The sequence below is a fragment of the Lysinibacillus sp. HST-98 genome (assembly GCF_016757845.1).
Taxonomy (GTDB): Bacteria; Bacillota; Bacilli; order Bacillales_A; family Planococcaceae; genus Lysinibacillus; species Lysinibacillus capsici.
In genome coordinates this window covers 118,687-140,336 of sequence record NZ_JAENHX010000004.1, presented here as the reverse complement: position 1 = coordinate 140,336, position 21,650 = coordinate 118,687, and the positions used below count along the sequence as shown (strand labels likewise).

The following is a 21,650-nucleotide window of genomic DNA, read 5'->3' as shown; positions in this document are numbered from 1 at the left end:
GATTATATAGAAAGAGAGTGTATATCTTGTTAAACTTAATCAGAGAACACCGAAATTTAATTAAACAGTTAACCAAAAGAGAATTTGAACTTAAATATAAGGGCTCATTCTTAGGGGGGATTTGGTCTTTCATTACGCCGCTAGTAATGCTAGCGGTGTATACTTTTATCTTCTCTGTAGTATTTAAGGCGAGATGGGGAATTGAACAAAGCGATAATAAATTTGAATTTGCAATGATAATTTTCTCAGGGTTAATAATATATAATATTTTCAATGAAACAGTTAGTAAATCAACAACGATTATTTTATCTAATGTGAATTATGTGAAAAAGGTAATTTTTCCATTAGATATTTTGCCACTAACTACACTATTATCTTCGTTAATTAATGCCTTCTTTAATATAGTAGTTTTAGTAGTAGGTATTATGGTATTTGTTCCAGATTGGAATATCATGTGGATATTTATATCCCTAATTTATCTACTTCCAATAAGTTTATTTTCTTTAGGTTTTGCTTATATTGTGGCATCTATAGGTGTATACATCCGTGATTTGGCTTATACCGTAGGGGTACTTTTAAATATTTTATTTTATGTGACGCCTATTTTTTACCCTATTTCACTTGTTCCGAAATTTATGCATCCGATTATGAATTTAAATCCATTAACTTATGTAATCGAAGGATATAGAAAGGCTGTATTTGCTGGTGAATTTCCTAATTGGGGCTCATTTTTGATATTTACATTATGCGGATATATTTTTATGTTATTAAGCGTTTGGTTATTCCGCAAGCTAAAGCGAGGGTTTGCAGATGTCATTTAATAATAATGAAATTATGATAAAAGTTGAGAATGTTACTAAAGAATATAAAATATATCGGAAGCCTATTCATAAAATTTTGATTAATTTAGCACCAAAATTGTATGAGAGCAAAGTGAGCAATTTTAAAGCATTAAATAATATTAGTTTAGAAATACCTAAAGGATCAACAGTAGGTATTGTAGGGAGAAATGGGTCTGGTAAAAGTACTTTACTACAAATAATTACAGGTACTTTAAATCCAACACATGGAAATGTGGAGATACATGGAAGAGTTTCAGCCCTTTTAGAGCTTGGAGCTGGGTTTAATCCAGAATTTACAGGCCGCGAGAACGTTTATTTAAATGGTGCTATTTTAGGATTAAGCAAAAAAGAAATTGATGAAAAATTCGATTCGATACTCGAGTTTTCTGAAATCGGCGAATTTATAAATCGTCCCGTTAAAACTTATTCAAGTGGTATGTTTGTAAGGTTAGCATTTTCAGTAGCTGCTTTTGTGGACCCAGATATTATGATAATTGACGAGGCGTTATCAGTTGGTGACGAGAAATTTCAAAGAAAATGTTATAACTACTTAGAGGATTTAAAAGAAAAAGGTTGTACGATACTCTTTGTTTCTCATTCTATGAGAGTTGTTGAACAATTATGTGATTATGCATATTTACTAGATAGTTCTAATTTAATTGCTGAGGGTGAGCCTAAAGAAATTATTGATAAATATCACATGCTTTTATATTCTCAAGAAAATGCCCATTATCAGGCTTTAAACGCCAATGAAAAAGAAAAGAATGAAAAAAAAGCATCAAGTAGTGAGGGAGATATTATAACAGATTTACCTATCAAAAGTGAAAAAGATGTATATATTGAAAGTGTCACTATGCATAATGAATTTGAGGAGTCGTATGTTTTTAATACGGATTCAAAGAGTACTATTAAATTAGCTATACAGTCTTCAATTGATGTGCAAAATGTATTAATTGGACTGAGAATTAAAACTACCCAAGGAATAGAAGTTTATGGGACAAGCACTTTTTATCACAACATGAATTTAGATTTTGCAAAGAATAAAAAGTATTTAATTTCATTTACTCAAGATTTAAAGCTGGTCGCAGGAACTTATCATATATCAGTAGCTATTGCGAAACAAGATGGTAAAAATGATATGATTTATTTTGATAAACTGTCAGACTATGTGTTGTTTAAGGTTGAAGAGTTACCACTTAGTGGAACAGGTATAGCAAATTTAAATAGCCATATAGAAATAAATGAGATGAAATCATAAAATAAATAATTTCTAGAAAGTGTGAGTTATAAATGGTTGAAAAAAACATACTGATTGTTGCTGAACATTTTTCTATAGGTGGATTAGAAACTCATATACTCTCACAGTGTGAAGTGTTAAACGAGTTAGGTGGGAAGGTTTTTTTTGCAACTTCTAGTAATTCAAATATTTCTCTAATCGAAAAGTATTTAACTGCAAGTTTGTTAATTGATGAATTTACAAACACAACTGGCAAGAATATTTTACAACAGTATCAACTATTAAGAGAATTTATTTTAAATCATAAAATAAATTATATACAAATTCATCCACATGTATCTGCAATTGTTGTTGCTGCAGTTGCCAATGAATTAAATATACCCTATTCTTATACAGCCCATGGACCATTAAACTTCAGTCCTTTATATGGAGAAGTTTATTCAAATTTACTTTTTGATTTAATACTACCTTCAGCACTTAGAATTTATACAGTATCAAATGAAATAAAAGAAATAATGAAGGAGAATAATAAAAGTCTTAATATTACCTTATTACCCAATGTGATTCCTGTAAAAGAAACTTTATATGAAGAAACTACTCCTAGTCACACAATCACGTTAATTTCTAGATTAGATAAAGATAAAGTAAAAGGTATTTTAAAGTTTATTGAATTTTATAGGGAGTTTATTAAAACAGATTTAGGAAATAAAAAACTGCTGGTTATTGTTGGTCATGGCGATTCTTATAAAGAGATTGAGAGTTTTATAAAAGATGATAATGAAATTACATTAGTAGGCTATTCTTCAGATGTTAATCAGTATATTGATTCATCTTATTTTGTATGTGGTATGGGACGTGTGGTGCTTGAATCTATGGCACAAAATAAACCTGTTTTATTATTAGGGTATGATGGAATTAAAGGTTTCGTTTCAAAAGAAAATGTAGAGTATCTTGCAGAATCTAATTTCTCAGGTAGGTACACTAATAATGCTACATATGACCGTATACTTAAAGAAATTAATGAATTAAACGATAATTCATATAAATATTGTTTACAACGTTGGGTGTTTGAAAACAGAAGCCCACAGCTACTAAAAAAAGAATATATGAGCATAGAAAGAATTAATCTTGATAAGGTTACAACGAAAAAAAAATGGTCTAATTACTTTATAAGTATTTGTAATGATTTATTAGAAGAAAATATTCTATCGTCACATAACATCATTTATTTTTTTGATTTACTTAATTGGAATAAAGAAGATAAAATAATGATTTCTCTGTTGAGTAATTTAAATAGAGTCAAGGAAGAAAAACAAATACAGTCTATAGAATTAGCAATGGTTCGTCAAAGTTTACATGAATCTGCTTTACAGAAAAATGAAGTAGAAAATAGATATAAAGAGTTATTAGAAATACACGGCACCTTATTAAAAACTCAAAAGAAATTCTTAAGCCAGTTATCAAATTCTTTTTGTGGAGAAGATAATCAAGTAAATGACGACTTAAATAAAGTTAACGAAGAGCTCAATTTTAAGAGACAACAAATATTCGAATTGACAGAACAATTGCAGTTTAATCAACAAGTTTTCAATAATTTATCTCAAAAAATTTATGAGTTACATGGATCAAAATACTTCAAATTTGTTAATTTGTTAAAGCGTACAAATCTTCATCTGGTAAAAGGGAATACTAATGAAAAGAAAGAATTTATCAAATGGTTCTATAAGAAACTGTCTAGAAAAAATTATATTTCTACAAATAAGATTGATCATCCATTAGACCAGTTAATAACTCTAATTGAACAAAGAGATGCACCTCTTTCACCATCATCCACAGCTTTAACTCCAGAGGTAAAAGCTGGATTTGAAGCTATGTATAATCAGCAGCAAATGCATTATAAAAACTATTTAAATCAACAGAATGATGAATATACGAAACAAATTAAAGGAATATTAAAAAACAGGAAATTTAAAGGGATTATTATTTATCCAACTGCTGTACATTGGGAGCCGATGCAAAGACCACAGCAATTTTTGAGGGAATTTGCAAAAAAAGGATATCTATGTTTCTTTTGCGCTCCGTATGATGGAGAGTTCTCAATAAAGGAATATGAGGAAAATCTTTTCATTGTAAATAATGATGCTGCTTTATTATCTGTTGTTAGAAATAAATATTGTATTGTTTTATGCACTTGGCAAGGTCAAAAAGCATTTATCGATCTTTTACCACAAAAGTTACTTTGGTATGATTTATTAGATCAATTGGAGTTCTTTGCTGATACAGATGCAAAAACAATAGAAGCACATTATCAAACACTTGAGCAAGCAGATATTGTGACCTATTCGGCTGACAAATTACACAAATATGTCAGCAAAAGAGCAGATGCAATTATTTTACCTAATGCTAGTAATTTAGCAGACTTTATTCAGGAAAAAGATATAAGTAAAAAAGGTGTTGTACTGCAAGGGATAAAAAATAGAAAAGTAATAGGTTATTTTGGTGCAATAGAAGAGTGGTTTGAAGTAGATTTAATTAATCAATTAGCAGAAAGAAATAATGATTGGTTGTTTGTAATAATTGGGCATGTAGGAAATAATATAAAATTTAAAAAACTTGAAAATATCCGGTTAATAGGAAAAGTAGACTATAATAAATTAGTGGATTATGCATCGTTTTTTGATGTAGGAATTGTTCCATTTAAAATTAACGATTTAACCGATTGTGTATCACCGGTAAAGTATTTTGAGTATAGAGCTCTTGGTATACCAGTAGTAACTACAGGTATACATGAAATGAAAAAATTCTCTAATGACTATGGTGTGTATATTGCTGATAATGTAACAGATTTTGAGAACAGTATTAACGAAGCGTTACAGCTTGACAAAGATAAGTTACAGCAAACATCAAAGGATTTTGCTTTAAAGCATCAATGGAAAAATCGTATAGAGCTTGTAGAACAAAAAATGTTAGAGAATATAAGTAATTTAAAAGCATATGCTAACTATACTATTGAAGAACATGTATCTGTTATGACTGGTACTTTCTTAGGGTTAGATGGAGAGAACTTCTATTCAGGTGGGGCAGAAAGATATTTGATTGATTTAAATGAAGTAGTAAATTCATTAGGAAAAAATTTAATTATTTATCAATATGGAACTTTCCCTTGGACAAGAAAATTCAAAAATATAGAAGTAAGGTCATTGGCACGGGGAACAGAAAAAATAACAGAGCTATCGGTTGAAAATGTAAAAAATTACAATAAGGTGTACTATGATGAGGAACATGCTATATCATTATTAAATATATACTCTGCTTTCTTCGAATCGTGGCCAAATGTCGCAAGCCCAAGTATAGGAATTAGTCATGGTATTGCATGGGATTCACCGCAAAATAACGAGTTATCAGCTTTGACTTTTTGGGAACAAAATAGAAGAATTATTGAATCAGCATCGTTAGTGGATAAAATGGTATCTGTAGATACTAATACGGCTAATTGGTTCCAAACTATTGATTTTAATTTAGGAAATACAATGGAGTATGTACCTAACTATGTTGATACAAATATATTTAAACCGGTGAAAAAAGAGAGTGATAGAATAGTAATCTCTTACCCAAGAAGATTATATGGTGCTCGTGGATTGTATATGGTATTAGATATTATTGACGAGATTCTTACAAAATTCCCTCATGTGGACTTCCACTTCGTTGGAAAGGGATTTGAAGAAGACACAAAACATGTTGAACAAAAGATTAGTAAATGGAAGGATAGAATTAAGTGGTATTCACTAGACCCTTCAGAAATGCATAAATCTTATGAAGTGGCTGATATATCGCTAGTCCCAACTTTACATAGTGAAGGAACTAGTTTATCGTGTCTAGAGGCTATGTCTTCTGGAAATGCTGTCATATCCACAAGAATTGGTGGATTAACCGATTTAATTATTAATGAATTTAATGGAATCTTAATTGAACCTAATAGCAGTGCTTTAAAAAGAGCAATTGAAGGGTTACTAAACAATCCTGAAAAATTAAAATTTATTAAAGAAAATGCAGTTCAAGTATCTAAAACGTTCTCTAAAAACCAATGGACTAAAAAATGGGCTGCTATTGTTAAAGATTTTATTGAAGTGACGGATACGAAATATGAATTAAAATCACATAACAATATACATTTTTATATTGATGATGAAAACGATTTAGAGCGTGTTTCAGGTCGGATTAAAACATACTTATTTGAAGGGCATAATATTATGATATTTATGAAAAAGATGATAAGTAACAGAGAAAGAAAGAGCTTTGGTCGACTGCAATTTTTACATTTTAGTGAAGATATTTTTGATGCTGGGGACTATTTAATAGCTTCTAATAAAATATCTGATAGCATGAAAAATTATAAATATCAAATGAATGAATATATTTGATTTTATAGTTATCTTACTCGAAAACAAAGTTGTCAATGTACTCCTCCTAATTTCTAATAACTTTATAGAAGTTAGGAGGATATTTATTGATAAAAGTACTATTAGGAAATGCTTGGAGGTAGCTAATTTATGAATTTAATTCGCAAAATTTCCAGGTATATCAAATACCATGGTTTTAAAGGTTTAGTCAATAAAATTATTTGGACAGGAATCTATAGAGTAAAAAAACGATTAAGTAAAAAAAATCATCAAAAACAATTAGAAGCTATTTTAAAGGAACATACAAATAAAGAAATTATAGTGTATATTTCTCCAGTACCTTGGAATTTACCTCTTTATCAAAGACCGCACCATATTGCATTGAATTTAGCTAATTCAAATTATCTCTATTTTTACTGTACAAATGATGCTATAAAAGATAATTTAAATGGATTCAGAAAATTAGCTGATTCATGTTATTTAACAAATCAACAAGAAATTTTATTATGTATGCCTAATAAAAAGATTATTCACTTGTATTCAACAGATATGAGAGATATTGGACGAATATATGAGGGGGCTAAAAAAAATTCTGATATAATTTTGTATGAATATATTGATGAATTACATAAAGACATAACTGGAGAAATACCAGATTATGTGTTTATCAATCATAATAATATATTAAAAGATGAAGAAAATTGTATAGTAGTAGCTTCAGCTGATAAATTATTATCAGATGTAAAATCTAAAAGAAATAAGAACTTTAAATTAGTAACTAATGGTGTAGATTTCAATCATTTTAATAAAAATCAAAATAATGCAATCCCTGAAGAAATTAGAGTTTTAATAGAGAAAAAGAGACCTATTATTGGATATTTTGGTGCTTTTGCATCCTGGTTTGATTACGAGCTAGTATTAAAATTAGCGATTGAACGTCCTAATTATGAAATATTATTAATAGGATGGGACTATGATAAAAGTATAGTTAAATATAATTTAGATAAAACCCCGAATATAACAGTTGTAGGCCCGATAGATTATCATATATTACCTCAATATTCTAAGTGGTTTGATGTATCAACAATACCTTTCAAAATCAATGAGGTGACTGAATCTACATCACCTGTAAAATTATTTGAATATATGGCAATGGGAAAACCAATTGTTACTACTGATATGCAAGAATGTAGGAAATACAAATCTGTTTTGATAGGGAGACAACATACAGAATTTATTAATCAAATTGATGAAGCACTCAATAAGAGAAGTGATAATGTATATTTAACAGATTTAAAAGCAGATGCACTAATGAATACATGGGAAAGTAAAGCAAAAGAAATAAAGCAATTATTGAATGGTATATTTCTTTTTAATGATAAATAAATTACGATTATTTAGTTTATGACGCAAACATACAATTTTCATAAGATTTATGTAATGTAAATGTGCTTTTATTTATAAATTGAATATTTTTGAGGGGGGAAATTAAATGAGAGAGAAACTAATAAAATATACAAGTATACTGGGGATACAATTAGTTATCCTAGTAGGGTTAACTACTTTATTAAGTAGTCTGTTATTATTTGTGAACATAGAGATTAACGGTGCGGTATTTATCATTGCATGGATTCTTTCTATTATATTTAGCTTTTTAAGTATCAATCGGATACATGATAAAATTAATCAAAAAATTAAATGTGGAATTTTGTTGAATTTTATTTTTATCATTATTATAAGTACGACCTTATTTATAAGTGGTAAATATTTTGATATTTCTCATGATGGTCAAATGTATCACCAAGAAGCTATTATTCAATTACAAGAGGGATGGAATCCTATTTATGATGATCCATTAGATGAAATAAATTATACTCCGTTTTTTTGGATAAATCATTATGCAAAAGGATCTTGGTTTTATGGGGCTACCCTATATGATTTATTAGGTAATGTTGAGTATGGGAAATCTATTAATATTATTTTATTGGTCGCCTCAATTCTTTTAAGTTTTTCTACAATATTAAGGATTAACAATTCAATAACATGGGCATCAATATTTTCAATTCTTTTAGCGTTTAATCCAGTTACAATTAATCAAATGTTAACTTTCTATATAGACGGTCAATTATATTCACTCTTTTTATTATTAGTTGTATTACTTACACTTCATCAAATAGAAAAGAGTAATGAATTCTATTTGCCAATAATACTTACCTTAGCGCTACTAATTAACATTAAATTTACAGCTTTAGGTTATGCTTTAATCCTGTGTACAATACCTTTAATTTTGACACTATATCAATACATATTCGTTGAGAAAATTAGAGATTATAAACTTTTAATAAAGATAACTATAAAGCGGAAAATTAATATTATTTTGATTACAGGAATTATTTTGGGGATATTTGGTATTGGATTTAGCTCTTATGTATCTAATATGATGGATCATGGACATCCATTTTATCCGTTAGCAGGGAATGGTAGTGTGGACATCATAACGGAAAATACCCCAGTTGGATTACGTAATTTGAATAAAATAGAACAATTATACCTTTCTATTTTTTCTGAAACATCAAACTCTTTAGATGGAATAGCGATTTCGAAGTTTCCTTTAAAAATTACAGAACAAGAGAGATCTATTTTATGGATAATGGATGTAAGAATAGGAGGCTTTGGTCCATTATTTGGAGGTATTATTATAATAATGAGTATAGGAATCCTACTATGGAAGGATATATTTGTGAATAACGCAGTAAGAAATGTTTTATTAATTACAAGTGTTATTATTTTTACAATAATTATAAATCCTGAGATTTGGTGGGCAAGATACGTCCCCCAGATGTGGATGCTTCCAATAATCTTTCTAATTTTATTAACACAAAATATAAAAGGGAAACTTAAAGGATTTTATATAATATGCGTATCCTTACTTATTGGATTGAATTGTGTAATAATGTTGAAAACAAATTACAATGCGATAGCACTAATTAGTAAAGATCTTACTATTCAATTGGAAACGATGTCCGAGTTTAGTAAGTCGAATGAAATTATAATCAATATGGAAACATTTAAATCCAATAGGAAAAGGTTTGATAATTTCAATATCAATTATGTTGAGGTAGATAATCTCTCATGTGAGAAGCCTTTCATTATTCCGGGTAGTATATCAACTTTCTGTACAAATAATCCTGATTTATATAATCAACTACATTTAAAAAACTATCAAAAATATCAATAAACTATTTTAATTTTTAACAAAAATCAATATTATTTAAGATTTAGGAAGTGAGATTAGACCAATGAAAGAGTATTTAAAACTCATGAGAGTACACCATTATATGAAAAATGGTCTTATTTTTACTCCATTAATTTTTAGTGGTAGTTTGTTCAATCCATATTTGCTAATTAATTCATTACTTGGTTTTTTAGCATTTAGTTTAATTGCATCTGCGATATATATAATCAATGACATTCAGGATGTAGAGCTAGATCGTCTACATCCTACAAAGTGTAAGCGTCCATTAGCTGCTAATGAAATTTCCTTGGTAAATGCTAAAGCTTTAGCTGGAGTTTTGATTATCTTGGCTATAGGAATTAACTATTTTATCGCTGGGAATTCGTTTATAGCCTGGACATCACTTCTACTATATTTGGGACTTAATCTTGCTTACAGTAATGGTCTGAAAAATTTGCCGATTATTGATGTAGCTATTTTAGTATCAGGCTTTGTATTTAGGGTTTTGTATGGAGCTGGGATAACGGGGATTGAGATTTCGAGTTGGTTATATTTGACAGTTATTGCTATGTCATTTTATTTAGGTTTGGGAAAACGTAGAAATGAATTAATCAAGCAAAAAAATGTATCAAGAAATGTATTAAAGTATTATAATCAAGGTTTTTTAGATAAGAATATGTATATGAGCCTGGCTTTGACAATAGCTTTTTATTCGTTATGGACAGTCGACCCTGTTACAATTGCTAGATTATCAAACGATTATTTAGTTTGGACGGTACCATTAGTAATTCTTATTTGCATGAAATACAGTTTGAATATAGAAGGGGATTCTGATGGAGATCCTGTAGAGGTAATTATTAAAGATAAAACATTAATGGGCATGGTTGCTTTGTTCGTATTTATTACATTAGGTATAATATACATAGGGTGAATGAAATGAATGTATATGATTTTGACAAAACAATTTATAAAGGTGATAGTACATTAGATTTTTATTTATATTGTCTAAAAAAGCAGCCATTTCTCATATTAATTCTACCAATTCAAATTTTAGGCTTTGTTCGATATAAATTAGGGTTAATTACGAAGCTTCAATTTAAAGAGATTTTTTATAGCTTTTTGAAATATGTAAGAGATATAGAAGGGAAACTAGAAGATTTTTGGAGAAATAATCAATCTAAAATACAACCGTGGTATTTAAATAAACAGTTATCAGAGGATGTTATTATATCAGCTTCTCCTGAATTTTTACTACAGCCTATTTGTGAAGAGCTAGGAATCTCGAATTTGATTGCTTCTATTGTAGACATAAGAACAGGAAAATGCCTAAGTGAAAATTGTTACGGGATAGAAAAAACAAAAAGGTACTATGAAAAGTATGGAGATATGCCTATCATTGAATTTTATTCAGATTCTTTAACAGATGCACCATTAGCTAACATTGCCCAAAAAAGCTTTGGGGTAGTTGGAGATAAATTAATACCATGGCATGAATTTAAAAATAAAGGTGCGGGAAGCTCTATTCAAAAAGAATTTCTATTATTTGTTGTAGTGGGTATAGTGAATACCTTTAACGGAGTGTTATTTGCATCTTTATTTTCCCTAATTTTAAATAGTACAATCGCTTTTATTTTAGGATATGGGTGCAGTTTGGTTATTTCATATATATTGAATTCTATATTTGTATTTAAACATACTTTATCTATTATAAAATTCGTTAAGTTCTGTGTTTCCTATATTCCGAACTTTTTAATTCAATTTGTAATAGTTTTAGTGTTTTTGCATTACTTCCATTTAAACGAAGTAATAGTTTATGCAATGGCGGCTGCACTTGGTGTTCCTATAACATTTTTAATGGTTAAATTTTATGCATTGAAGAAATAAGACTTAAAGATGTGAAACATAAATCAATTGCATGTTGGAGATAAATTATGGCACAAAAAAAAGTATTACTCGCACAAAACAGTGCATTTATAGCGAATCGCTTACCACGTGCTGCTCGTGCTTTGAAGGAAGCAGGCTATGAGGTAGAAATACTGAATTGGAATCGTGGAGTAAATGCTGAGATTATTGAAAATGCGACCATAGCTTTTCAAGCAGAGGGAATTAAAGTTCATTCAATTTTCTGTGGGCATACACCGTATGGTAAAGGAATAATTACTGCGTTTAACAAATTGTTATTTATAATAAAAGTAGTATTTTTTCTTTTTAAACATGGACAACAATATCAAGTTGTCCATGCGATTGATTTTGATTTGGGATTACCTGTTTATATTGCAAAGCGTATAAATTCAAAATTAAAATTTGATGTTATCTATGATATCGCAGATTTTGTGGAAACCTTTCATAGTCCAATACCAAAGAGCATTAGGAAAATGGTGAAAAAGCTAAGCGAACGAGTAATGGAATACGCTAGGTTTATTATTATCCCGGATGAAAATCGCCTTATTAATATACCTGCAAACTTCCATGAGAAAACTGTGATAATTAATAACAGTATAGATCCTCCGAGGGAAACAAGGGATTATCCCGTAAATGTTCATAAAAGTATGTTAAACATTTTTTATTATGGAGCGCTTAGCAAAGACAGAGGAATTGAATTATTATTAAAACAGAAAAACGTAGCGCTATGGTTTGCTGGAAAAGGTGAACTACAAGAAGAGATTAAAGCACACGCTAATAAATATCATACAATTCACTACTTAGGATATTTAGGATTTGAGGAAACATTATCTGTTGCTAGTCAAATGGACATAATCTACATGGTATATGATCCTAACTATCAGCATAATCAAATTGCTTCGCCTAATAAATTATATGAAGCTCTTTATTTAGGAAAGCCTTGCATTGTAGCAGAAAACACCTCCGTAGATACATTTGTTGAAAAGTATGATATTGGTTATGTTACAAAATTTGATGAAAAAAATTTACAAAATGTAATTGCTAATATTAACCATAAAGAGTTAGCGGCCGGACTTGAAGAGTTAGCTTCGAAAGGGAAACATGCCAAGGAGATTTATACGAATTTTAGCTGGGATGCATCTAAACAAAGATTAGTCGAAATATACAACTCTATAACAATGTGGGGGGAGTAGTATGAATAAACCGTTAGTTTCTATTATTACACCTTCTTATAATAGTACACGTTTTGTTACTGAGATGATTCAGTCAGTTCTAGACCAAACGTATACAAACTTCGAATTAATTATTGTAGATGATTGTTCAAAGGATAATAGTTTAGAAGTGCTTAATGCTTTTAGTAAACAAGACCAACGAATTAAAGTATATAAGCTAGAAAAAAATAGTGGAGCCGCTAAGGCACGAAATTTCGGAATTCAAGCTGCTAAAGGAAAATATTTAGCATTTTTAGATAGTGATGATTTATGGGATCCTAACAAACTGGCATTACAAGTTGAATTTATGGAATGCAATAATTATGTATTTTCTTTTACTAATTATCGGATGATGGATGAACAAGGTAATCTATTAAATAAAGTGGTGAAGTGCCCAAAGGTTATAGATTATAAAAGTTTACTAAAAAATACTACAATTGGATGTTTGACTGTTATGCTTAATATTGAAAAGTTAGGAAAACCATTAATGCCAAATTTACAGCCTGAAGATACAGCTTTATGGTTAAAAATTTTAAGAACAGACTGTAAAGCATATTGTCTACAAGAAGAACTTGCAAGCTATCGCCTTGTTGGAAATTCTGCCTCTAGTAATAAACTTAAAGTTGCCCAAAAAATGTGGGTTGTTTATAGAAAATCAGAAAATATTAATCAACTAAAAGCGTCATGGTATTTTATTAATTATGCGTGGAATGCTGTTAAGAAACATTATTTATAGGGGTGGATTATGAATATTCTCCTTACTGGTGAAAAAGGTTATATTGCAAATAATATTGCCGAATATATATATTCAAGAAACGGTCCATTCAATATTTTGCAAAAGTCAATTCGTTATAACTCTTTAGATAAGCTTACTTTGAATAAAATAGAAACGGTCATTCATGCTGCTGCCCTTGTACATAAGAAAGAAACTCCTGAAAGTGAAGCAGCATATTTTGAAATAAATATGGAACTTACTATTAAGCTTGCTTTAAAAGCAAAAAAAGCAGGTGTAAAACAATTTATTTTTTTAAGTACTATGGCTGTTTATGGAAATGTGCGAGGAGCTATTACAAAGGATACTAAGACCTACCCTGTAACATATTATGGAAAAAGTAAGCTTGCTGCTGAAAAAATATTATTAGAAATGCAAGATAGGAATTTCAAAGTGGCAATTGTTCGGCCACCGATGGTTTATGGTCCAAGTTGTCCAGGTAATTATGTATTGTTAAGTAAACTTAGTAGTAAGATTCCTATTTTCCCTCAGATAGTAAATAAACGAAGTATGCTTTTTATAGATAATTTAAGTGAATTTATATTTCAACTAATTAAATATGAGGAGTCTGGTATTTTTCATCCACAAGATTCACAATATATTACAACAAGTGTAATGGTAAAAAAGATTGCTAAAGCGAATAATAAATATATTTATTTCAGCAAATTAGCAGGTAAGATATTGAATATGTTTATGGGAAATAAAGCAATTTATCAAAAAGTATTTGGAGATTTGTATTATACGGAAGAACTATCAGATTATAGGGATAATTCCTACCAAAGATATAACTTAGAGCAGGCGATTGCTATTACGGAGAAAAAAAAATGAAAAGATTTTTAGATATTATTTTGAGTTTACTAGCAATTGTTGTGTTTGCTATACCTATGGTCATTGTAAGTGTTGCCATTAAATTGAATTCTAAAGGACCAATATTGTTCAAGCAACATCGTATTGGAAAAGACGGTGTTCATTTTGAAATATTTAAATTTCGTTCTATGTATATAGAAACACCAAATGTGTCCACTGAATTATTAGGAGATCCAACAGCTTATATTACACCTGTTGGTAAGTTTATTCGTAAAACTAGCTTAGATGAATTACCACAGTTGTTTAATATTTTGAAAGGCGATATGGCAGTTGTAGGCCCCCGGCCTGCATTGTACAATCAATATGAGCTTATTTCTATGCGGGATAAATTAGGGGTCAATTGTGTGCGACCAGGTTTGACAGGTTATGCACAAATAAAAGGACGAGATATGATTTCTGATGAGAAGAAAGTAGAATATGATAAACATTATGTAGATAATTATAGTATTTGCTTTGATATGAAAATAATTTTGGTAACATTACTGAGTGTTTTAAAATCAGAAGGTGTGAGAATGAAATAGTTCCATTTTTTAATTTTATTACTACATTAATAATGAGGTATAATAATGAAGAAAATAAGAAAAGCAATTATCCCCGCAGCCGGACTTGGGACTCGCTTTCTACCTGCTACAAAGGCAATGCCCAAAGAAATGCTACCTATAGTAGATAAACCAACAATTCAGTATATTGTTGAGGAAGCTATTGCATCTGGAATTGAAGATATTATAATTGTTACTGGAAGAAATAAACGAGCAATAGAAGATCACTTTGATAATGTGTTTGAACTTGAAACTAACTTACTTGAAAAGGGTAAAATTGATATACTTGAAAAGGTGCAAGAGTCTGCTAATGTAGAAATACATTATATTCGACAAAAAGAGCCACTCGGATTAGGGCATGCAATTTGGTGTGCTCGTAAATTTATTGGTGAAGAGCCATTTGCTGTATTATTAGGTGATGATATTGTCAAAAATAATGAACCTTGTTTAAAGCAGTTAATAACGCAGTATGAAAAAATAGAGGCAAGTGTCATTGCAGTACAAAAAGTATCAGACGAAGATATCCATCGCTACGGAGTGATTGACCCTCTTGATTCTGGAGAATCACTTATGAAAGTGACAAGGTTTGTGGAGAAACCTGTACTGGAGGATGCTCCTTCTAATTTTGCAATTATTGGGCGTTATGTTCTAACACCAGATATATTTGGTTTTCTAGATGAGAAGAAGATAGGTAAAAATGGAGAGATCCAATTGACAGATGCAATTGAATTGTTGAATAATACTCAAGATGTTTATGCGTATTTATTTAATGGACAGCGGTATGATGTGGGAGAGAAATTAGGATATATTGAAACAATGATTGATTTTGCCTTAGAGCGTTCTGACTTATATGAAGAAGTAAGAACTATGCTTTTAAAAAAAGCAAAAGAATTAAAAAGGTAACTAAAATTATTTAAATTTAATTGAAGTATTCGTAATTAAAATCAATTCGTAAACATACGAGTTGATTTTTTGTTTATAATATAATTATTATATTTAATAGAAAGAATTGAGGACGAGAAATAGTCATGAAAACATTATCAATTCATTCTTCAGTAGGTAAGGATGAATTATTAATATATAAGGAACGAGTGGAGAAAATTCATTGCATGTTAGATAAATATGCTGCTACAGGTTGGATTGATTTCCCGATACAAAATCATCAGAAATTGTTTGATTCTATTAGCTATATTGCTAGTGAAATTAAAGCATGTGCAGATGTACTTGTTGTTATTGGAGTTGGGGGCTCTTTCTTAGGGGCACGTGCGATACAAGAGGCTTTAACACCTTATTTTGGTTTGCCTAAAGGTGGCATTGAAGTTGTTTATGTTGGGCTTAATATGAGCGGTGCTTATATGAAAGAGATGCTTGCATATTTAGATAGTAAGCAGGTTTACGTTAATGTTATTTCAAAGTCAGGTGATACCATGGAGCCAGCACTTGCCTTTCGTGTAATGCGTTTATATATGGAAGAGCGTTATGGTGATAAGGCAATAGAGCGTATTATTGTGACGACTGATGCAGAAAAGGGTATTTTAAAGGGAATCGCCGATAAAGCTGGTTATCGTCAATTTGTCATTCCTGATAATATTGGTGGGCGTTATTCTGTATTAACAGCAGTAGGATTATTGCCTGTTGCTGTTGCAGGGGTAGATATTAGTGAATTAATGAATGGTGCTCGTCATGCAGCTACAGAACTGGCACAGTCTGATTTAGCGTTTAATGATGCTTATCAGTATGCGGTGATACGTCATATTTTACATGAGCAAGGATATTCGGTTGAGCTTTTGGCTTCTTTTGAACCAGGATTAAGTAAATTCCATGAGTGGTGGAAACAGCTTTTTGGTGAAAGTGAGGGGAAAAATCGTAAAGGGTTGTATCCCTCAACTGTGAGTTATTCAACAGACTTACATGCTATTGGACAATATATCCAAGATGGTCGTCGTATCATGTTTGAAACCTTATTACACTTTAATGAGATTGAGGGAGATATGGCAGTACCCTATGATATGCGTGACGAGGATGGTTTAAACTATTTAACGAATCGTACATTTAATGAAATTAATGCAATTTCCAAACAAGGTACAGCGCTTGCCCATGCAGAGGGAGATGTACCCGTAATCCAAATTGAATTGCCTATGTTGGATGCATATCACCTTGGCTATTTAATCTATTTCTTTATGAGGGCTTGTGCGATGAGTGCATGTTTATTAGAAGTCAATCCTTTCAATCAGCCTGGTGTGGAGGCATATAAACAAAAAATGCTCCAATTATTGAAAGGGGAAAAGGCGGCAAAAAAATGAGTGTAAATCAATTAAATAAACTCTGGAAGCAGCAATCATTACCGGATTATTTAATGGAAGAATTAGTAGCTATTGCTTCTGATGAACTGGCCATTGAAGATCGATTTTATCAATATGTATCATTTGGGACAGGTGGCATGCGCGGTTTACTAGGAGCTGGAACGAATCGGATAAACATTTATACGATCCGTCGTGTAGCAGAAGGTCTTGCTCGTTATATTGAGTCTAGTGGGGAAGAAGCTAAACAACGTGGCGTTGTATTGGCGTATGACACCCGTCATTTTTCCTATGAATTTGCCTGTGAGACTGCAAGTGTACTAGGAGCACATGGAATTCGATCCTATATATATAAGGAAGCTAGACCAACACCTCAGTTGTCGTTTACAGTTCGTAAATTAAATGCTTACGCAGGTGTCGTAATTACTGCAAGTCATAACCCAAAACAGTATAACGGCTTTAAAGTATATGGGGAGGATGGTGCACAGCTAACACCAGATTTTGCAAATGAGATTATCTACTATATGAACGAAATAAAGGATATTTTTGCTATTAAGGTAGAGGAGCTTGCTTTATTAGAACAGCAAGGGTATATTACATGGCTTGCTAGTGATTTAGATAAAGAGTACTTAACAAGTCTTTTGACTTTAAAGAGCAATCAAGATGTGGCTTTAAATATGAACATTGTCTATACACCATTGCATGGTGCTGGTTTGGTGCCAGTTAGTGAAGGATTACGGGCATTCGGCTTTCAACAAGTACACATTGTAGAACAGCAAGCTGTGCAGGATGGAGAATTTCCAACAGTTGCTTACCCAAATCCAGAGGAATCAAATGCCTTTGAGTTAGCAATGAAGCTAGGTAATCAGGTTGGGGCAGATCTATTGCTAGCAACTGATCCAGATGCTGATCGGTTGGGGGTAGCTGTTAAAAGTGATGATAGTTATAAGCTTTTGACAGGGAATCAGCTGGGTGCATTATTGCTGAATTATGTATTGTCGACAAAACAACAGCTCGGTTCTTTACCTCAAAATGCAGTTATGTTAAAAACGATTGTGACTTCAGAATTGGGTACTCATATTGCAGAAAAATATGATGTAGCGACAGTAAATACATTAACAGGCTTTAAATATATTGCTGAGAAGATTGCAGAGTATGAGAGAACGGGTGAGTATTCGTATTTATTCGGCTATGAGGAAAGCTATGGTTATCTAATTGAAACTTTTGTGCGAGATAAAGATGCGGTGCAAGTTGCATTAAAGGTTGCAGAAATGGCTGCTTATTACGAGACGCAAGGTCATACATTGCTTGATCAGCTAGACAATTTATATAAGGAATATGGTTACCACAATGAAGCTCTGCTTTCCCAGCAATTTGAGGGCAAAAACGGACAAACAGAAATGCAAGTTATGTTACAACGTTTACGTGACAATATGCCAAAAAAAATTGTTAATTTGACTGTGCTGCGTACAGAAGACTATTTAGTAGGACAAGCTGTCTTAGCAAACGGAACAATAGAAGGGCTTACTCTTCCAAAAGAAAATGTAGTAAAGTTAATTCTTGAGGACGGTTCATGGATTGCTATTCGTCCATCTGGTACTGAACCGAAATGCAAGTTTTATATTGGTGTAGTAGGGGAAACCGCAGAGCATACACAGCAAAAGCTCGAGCAAGTGAAGGAAGCTGTGCTGGAGATAGTAAAGTAGAATAAAATTAAAAGGTGCTCCTTATTTAATTAGCAAATGAATAATTAAAGAGGGGCGCTTTATGTAAAATTGAAAATATCTATATTATCAAGACTCTATTGAATAATTTGAGTAAGCTTCATATTTTTCATATAGTTTAGTCCCTTTAATTCATCCTAAACATCTTGAAGAGCAACTACTGCTACTTTATTCCCCAACCCGCACGAGCAATTTTAGCCCCAGAAATAAACCCCTCATGTTGCAATGTTTCAACAATCTCTCCGAACATACCTTTATCTATATCAAAATCATAAAATCTCGGTTCTTCATTATTATGTATTCCCTCTAAAATATGTAAGATAATATTCTTATCCATCTTATAATCCCCCAACCTATTATCATTCAGTATAATGATGAGATAATACCTTTCACATGATGTCCTCCTTTTACGGAAATTCTTCGAAAGTTATGTAACCTTTTCATACAATAACCTGTCTACTTAATAGGATGATTTGAAGTACTAGCATGAGTAGAAACTATTCTTCTATAAAGCCAAAGGAGTTTTATAGAAAATGTTCGTGCGAATTGGAAAAACTCCTTTCATTATATGAAGCTTTCGAAGGAGAAAGGCTAGCACCCTAGTACCAAATTCTACTCTTTTCGATATAAATCCCACATTTTAGGGGTTTTTCGTGTTAAGATGATAAAGACTATTGTAAGAGGAAAAAGGAGATTAAGATGTTAAAGAAACTAAGGACTACATGTATTGTATCAGCAGTTGCGTTGGCTACGATTTTGCCAGGACAAGCGTCTGCATCAGCGACTAGTAACAATGGAATTCAGATAAAAAACAATGTTTCGATTACGATTAATGGAGAGACGATTCAAGTCAATGATCCTATTTTAAATAAATCGGATTTCTTATTATTACCAATGCGTGCATTGTATGAAGCGGTTGGTGCAAGTGTGGATTGGGATAAGGAAACGTTGACGGCATCGGCGATTCGCAATGGTAAGATGGTTGATTTAACGATCGATTCGAATAAGGCTTTAGTAGATGGTCAAGAGGTTGCAATGGATGTTGCGCCATTTATGTATAAAGATCGTACCTACATGCCATTACGCTTCGTCAGCGAAAACTTTGATGGAGTTGTTAATTGGGATGAGGCTACTCAATCGGTGGATATTACATTATCAGATGAAACAACAGCACCACCGCAGGAAGACCCATATATCTTACATATCAATAACAAACGTATTGTCATGAAAGATCCGATTGTTTCAAAGGATGGAAGAACCTATTTACCTGCTAGCTATATTTATGATTATTTAGATGATTCATCTGGTACTTGGCAGCCTGATGGTTCCTTTGAATTGTTAATTGGTGGGATGAGCTTTATTTTCAATGATAACAGCAATCAGGCTTTGGTTAATAATGAAGCAGTGACAATGATCGAAAAGCCATTTATACAAAAAGGCAAAATGTACATTCCTGCTAAGTTTCTTGTGGATGCATTAGGTGGAAATTTACGTTATATCACAGAGAAAAAAGAAATGTATATTTATGTTTACCGTTATATGTTTACAAGCCCCTTCCTAGATAAATCATATGGCACGACGTCATCACCCGAGGCTGTTCCTTCTGCTCGTTTAGAGGGGGATCGTGATTTATTTATTAGTGATAATCCCGAAACGTTAACACGTAAGCTTGTGCCAATGAATAATGCGACGCTTGCCCAATATGATGTCAAACCAACTGCGGCAACGAATAAGCATCGTGTCTTTGGCTGGCATTACAACACATTAGGTACGGACGTCAATCTTGGCATTACCGTTCAAAACAAGTCTACAACAGAGAGCATTAAAGTGACTGACTCGAAGGGCATTAGCCAAAAAACGGGTAATAGCTGGGTAGGTCATGACCTAGGTTTGTCAATTGCGGACGCTACTTTAAATAACAAGCTTCAAAAATCAGAAAGTAGTGGTATTGTCATTGCACCAGGGGAAACAAAGATCATTGAAACATACGATTTACACTATGATTATATTATCGGCTTTTTACATGATTTAGATATTCAAGCAGTCAATGGTGGAAAGCCAGAGTATACGATTCGTACTGTGCTTTCAAAAGATAATACAGATTTAACAACAATCCAATCAGAACAGGTTGCCGTGGATGAGTATGCGAAACATCCAAGGGGTGCTTGGCCAAGTGCTACCATTCTAGCAGAGCTACCAGCCTATACAGTAGATACTCCAGAGGTAGGCTATAACATTTCCAATGGCCGTACAGACCATTTACAAACGGCTGAAAATTCATTTTCTCAAATCAATGGTGCTGTAGGAAACCCAGGTCACTTCGGTATGAACTATAAAGTATCCATTCCTGTTGTCAATCCAACTGGCTCTACAAAAACGATTAAGCTGAAGTTAGCTGGTCGAGGAGGATTATACAGCGGAGCGATTAAGGTGAATGGCAAAGTGTATTTAGTGCCTTCTTTAAGAGTAGGGGCAGAGTATGTTGAATTACCAGATTTCAAAATGAAGGGTTCAAAAGATACGATTGAATTAGAACTAATGCATGCTGGTGGTGTCAACCTTCCAGTAGCAATCTATGTAGAAACAAAATAAAAAAGTCACTGGCACGGGTCATGTGACAT

16 protein-coding genes are annotated in these 21,650 nt (G+C 31.8%); 15 read left to right on the top strand and 1 reads right to left on the bottom strand.

What is annotated here, in order from left to right; genetic code table 11:
• Nucleotides 1-26: 26 nt before the first annotated feature.
• The 14 genes from JIN86_RS11560 to JIN86_RS11495 all read left to right on the top strand — a co-directional run bounded on the left by JIN86_RS11560 (nucleotide 27) and on the right by JIN86_RS11495 (nucleotide 19,011).
• Nucleotides 27-821: an ABC transporter permease gene (locus JIN86_RS11560; RefSeq protein WP_237497244.1), complete on the top strand. Its 795-nt coding sequence runs from the start codon at nucleotides 27-29 to the stop codon at nucleotides 819-821.
• A complete protein-coding gene (locus JIN86_RS11555; RefSeq protein ID WP_202341993.1) occupies nucleotides 811-2,100 on the top strand; it encodes an ABC transporter ATP-binding protein in 1,290 nt (429 codons plus the stop codon). The genes JIN86_RS11560 and JIN86_RS11555 overlap by 11 nt, the downstream gene beginning before the upstream one ends.
• Nucleotides 2,101-2,132: 32 nt before the next feature.
• Nucleotides 2,133-6,500 carry a glycosyltransferase gene (locus JIN86_RS11550; RefSeq protein ID WP_202341992.1) on the top strand — a complete coding sequence of 1,456 codons (4,368 nt, stop codon included), beginning with the start codon at nucleotides 2,133-2,135 and terminating at the stop codon, nucleotides 6,498-6,500.
• A gap of 129 nt (nucleotides 6,501-6,629) precedes the next feature.
• Nucleotides 6,630-7,865 carry a glycosyltransferase gene (locus tag JIN86_RS11545; RefSeq protein ID WP_202341991.1) on the top strand — a complete coding sequence of 412 codons (1,236 nt, stop codon included), beginning with the start codon at nucleotides 6,630-6,632 and terminating at the stop codon, nucleotides 7,863-7,865.
• Between the two features lie 106 nt (nucleotides 7,866-7,971).
• Nucleotides 7,972-9,717 carry a hypothetical protein gene (locus JIN86_RS11540; RefSeq protein ID WP_202341990.1) on the top strand — a complete coding sequence of 582 codons (1,746 nt, stop codon included), beginning with the start codon at nucleotides 7,972-7,974 and terminating at the stop codon, nucleotides 9,715-9,717.
• 61 nt (nucleotides 9,718-9,778) lie between these two features.
• On the top strand, nucleotides 9,779-10,645 hold the full coding sequence (locus JIN86_RS11535) for a UbiA prenyltransferase family protein (protein ID WP_202341989.1): 867 nt from the start codon (nucleotides 9,779-9,781) through the stop codon (nucleotides 10,643-10,645).
• 5 nt (nucleotides 10,646-10,650) lie between these two features.
• Nucleotides 10,651-11,598, top strand: coding sequence for a haloacid dehalogenase-like hydrolase (locus tag JIN86_RS11530; protein WP_202341988.1), 948 nt, complete (start codon nucleotides 10,651-10,653; stop codon nucleotides 11,596-11,598).
• A gap of 47 nt (nucleotides 11,599-11,645) precedes the next feature.
• Complete coding sequence (locus JIN86_RS11525) at nucleotides 11,646-12,809, top strand: glycosyltransferase (RefSeq protein ID WP_202341987.1); 1,164 nt, start codon at nucleotides 11,646-11,648, stop codon at nucleotides 12,807-12,809.
• Between the two features lies 1 nt (nucleotide 12,810).
• Nucleotides 12,811-13,563, top strand: coding sequence for a glycosyltransferase family 2 protein (locus tag JIN86_RS11520; protein ID WP_202341986.1), 753 nt, complete (start codon nucleotides 12,811-12,813; stop codon nucleotides 13,561-13,563).
• A 9-nt stretch (nucleotides 13,564-13,572) separates the two neighbouring features.
• On the top strand, nucleotides 13,573-14,427 hold the full coding sequence (locus JIN86_RS11515) for an NAD-dependent epimerase/dehydratase family protein (protein WP_202341985.1): 855 nt from the start codon (nucleotides 13,573-13,575) through the stop codon (nucleotides 14,425-14,427).
• A complete protein-coding gene (locus JIN86_RS11510; protein ID WP_202341984.1) occupies nucleotides 14,424-14,987 on the top strand; it encodes a sugar transferase in 564 nt (187 codons plus the stop codon). The genes JIN86_RS11515 and JIN86_RS11510 overlap by 4 nt, the downstream gene beginning before the upstream one ends.
• Before the next feature lie 45 nt (nucleotides 14,988-15,032).
• Nucleotides 15,033-15,908 carry a UTP--glucose-1-phosphate uridylyltransferase GalU gene (galU, locus tag JIN86_RS11505; protein WP_202341983.1) on the top strand — a complete coding sequence of 292 codons (876 nt, stop codon included), beginning with the start codon at nucleotides 15,033-15,035 and terminating at the stop codon, nucleotides 15,906-15,908.
• Nucleotides 15,909-16,033: 125 nt separating this feature from the next.
• Complete coding sequence (locus JIN86_RS11500; RefSeq protein ID WP_202341982.1) at nucleotides 16,034-17,308, top strand: glucose-6-phosphate isomerase; 1,275 nt, start codon at nucleotides 16,034-16,036, stop codon at nucleotides 17,306-17,308.
• Nucleotides 17,305-19,011: a phospho-sugar mutase gene (locus tag JIN86_RS11495; RefSeq protein WP_202341981.1), complete on the top strand. Its 1,707-nt coding sequence runs from the start codon at nucleotides 17,305-17,307 to the stop codon at nucleotides 19,009-19,011. Before JIN86_RS11500 ends, JIN86_RS11495 begins: the two co-directional genes overlap by 4 nt.
• A gap of 181 nt (nucleotides 19,012-19,192) precedes the next feature.
• On the opposite strand, the gene JIN86_RS11490 is transcribed toward JIN86_RS11495, so the two are convergent.
• A complete protein-coding gene (locus JIN86_RS11490) occupies nucleotides 19,193-19,366 on the bottom strand; it encodes a hypothetical protein (protein ID WP_202341980.1) in 174 nt (57 codons plus the stop codon).
• Between the two features lie 362 nt (nucleotides 19,367-19,728).
• Between JIN86_RS11490 and JIN86_RS11485 the strand changes: the two genes are divergently transcribed.
• Nucleotides 19,729-21,621, top strand: coding sequence for a stalk domain-containing protein (locus JIN86_RS11485; RefSeq protein ID WP_202341979.1), 1,893 nt, complete (start codon nucleotides 19,729-19,731; stop codon nucleotides 21,619-21,621).
• Nucleotides 21,622-21,650: the final 29 nt, after the last annotated feature.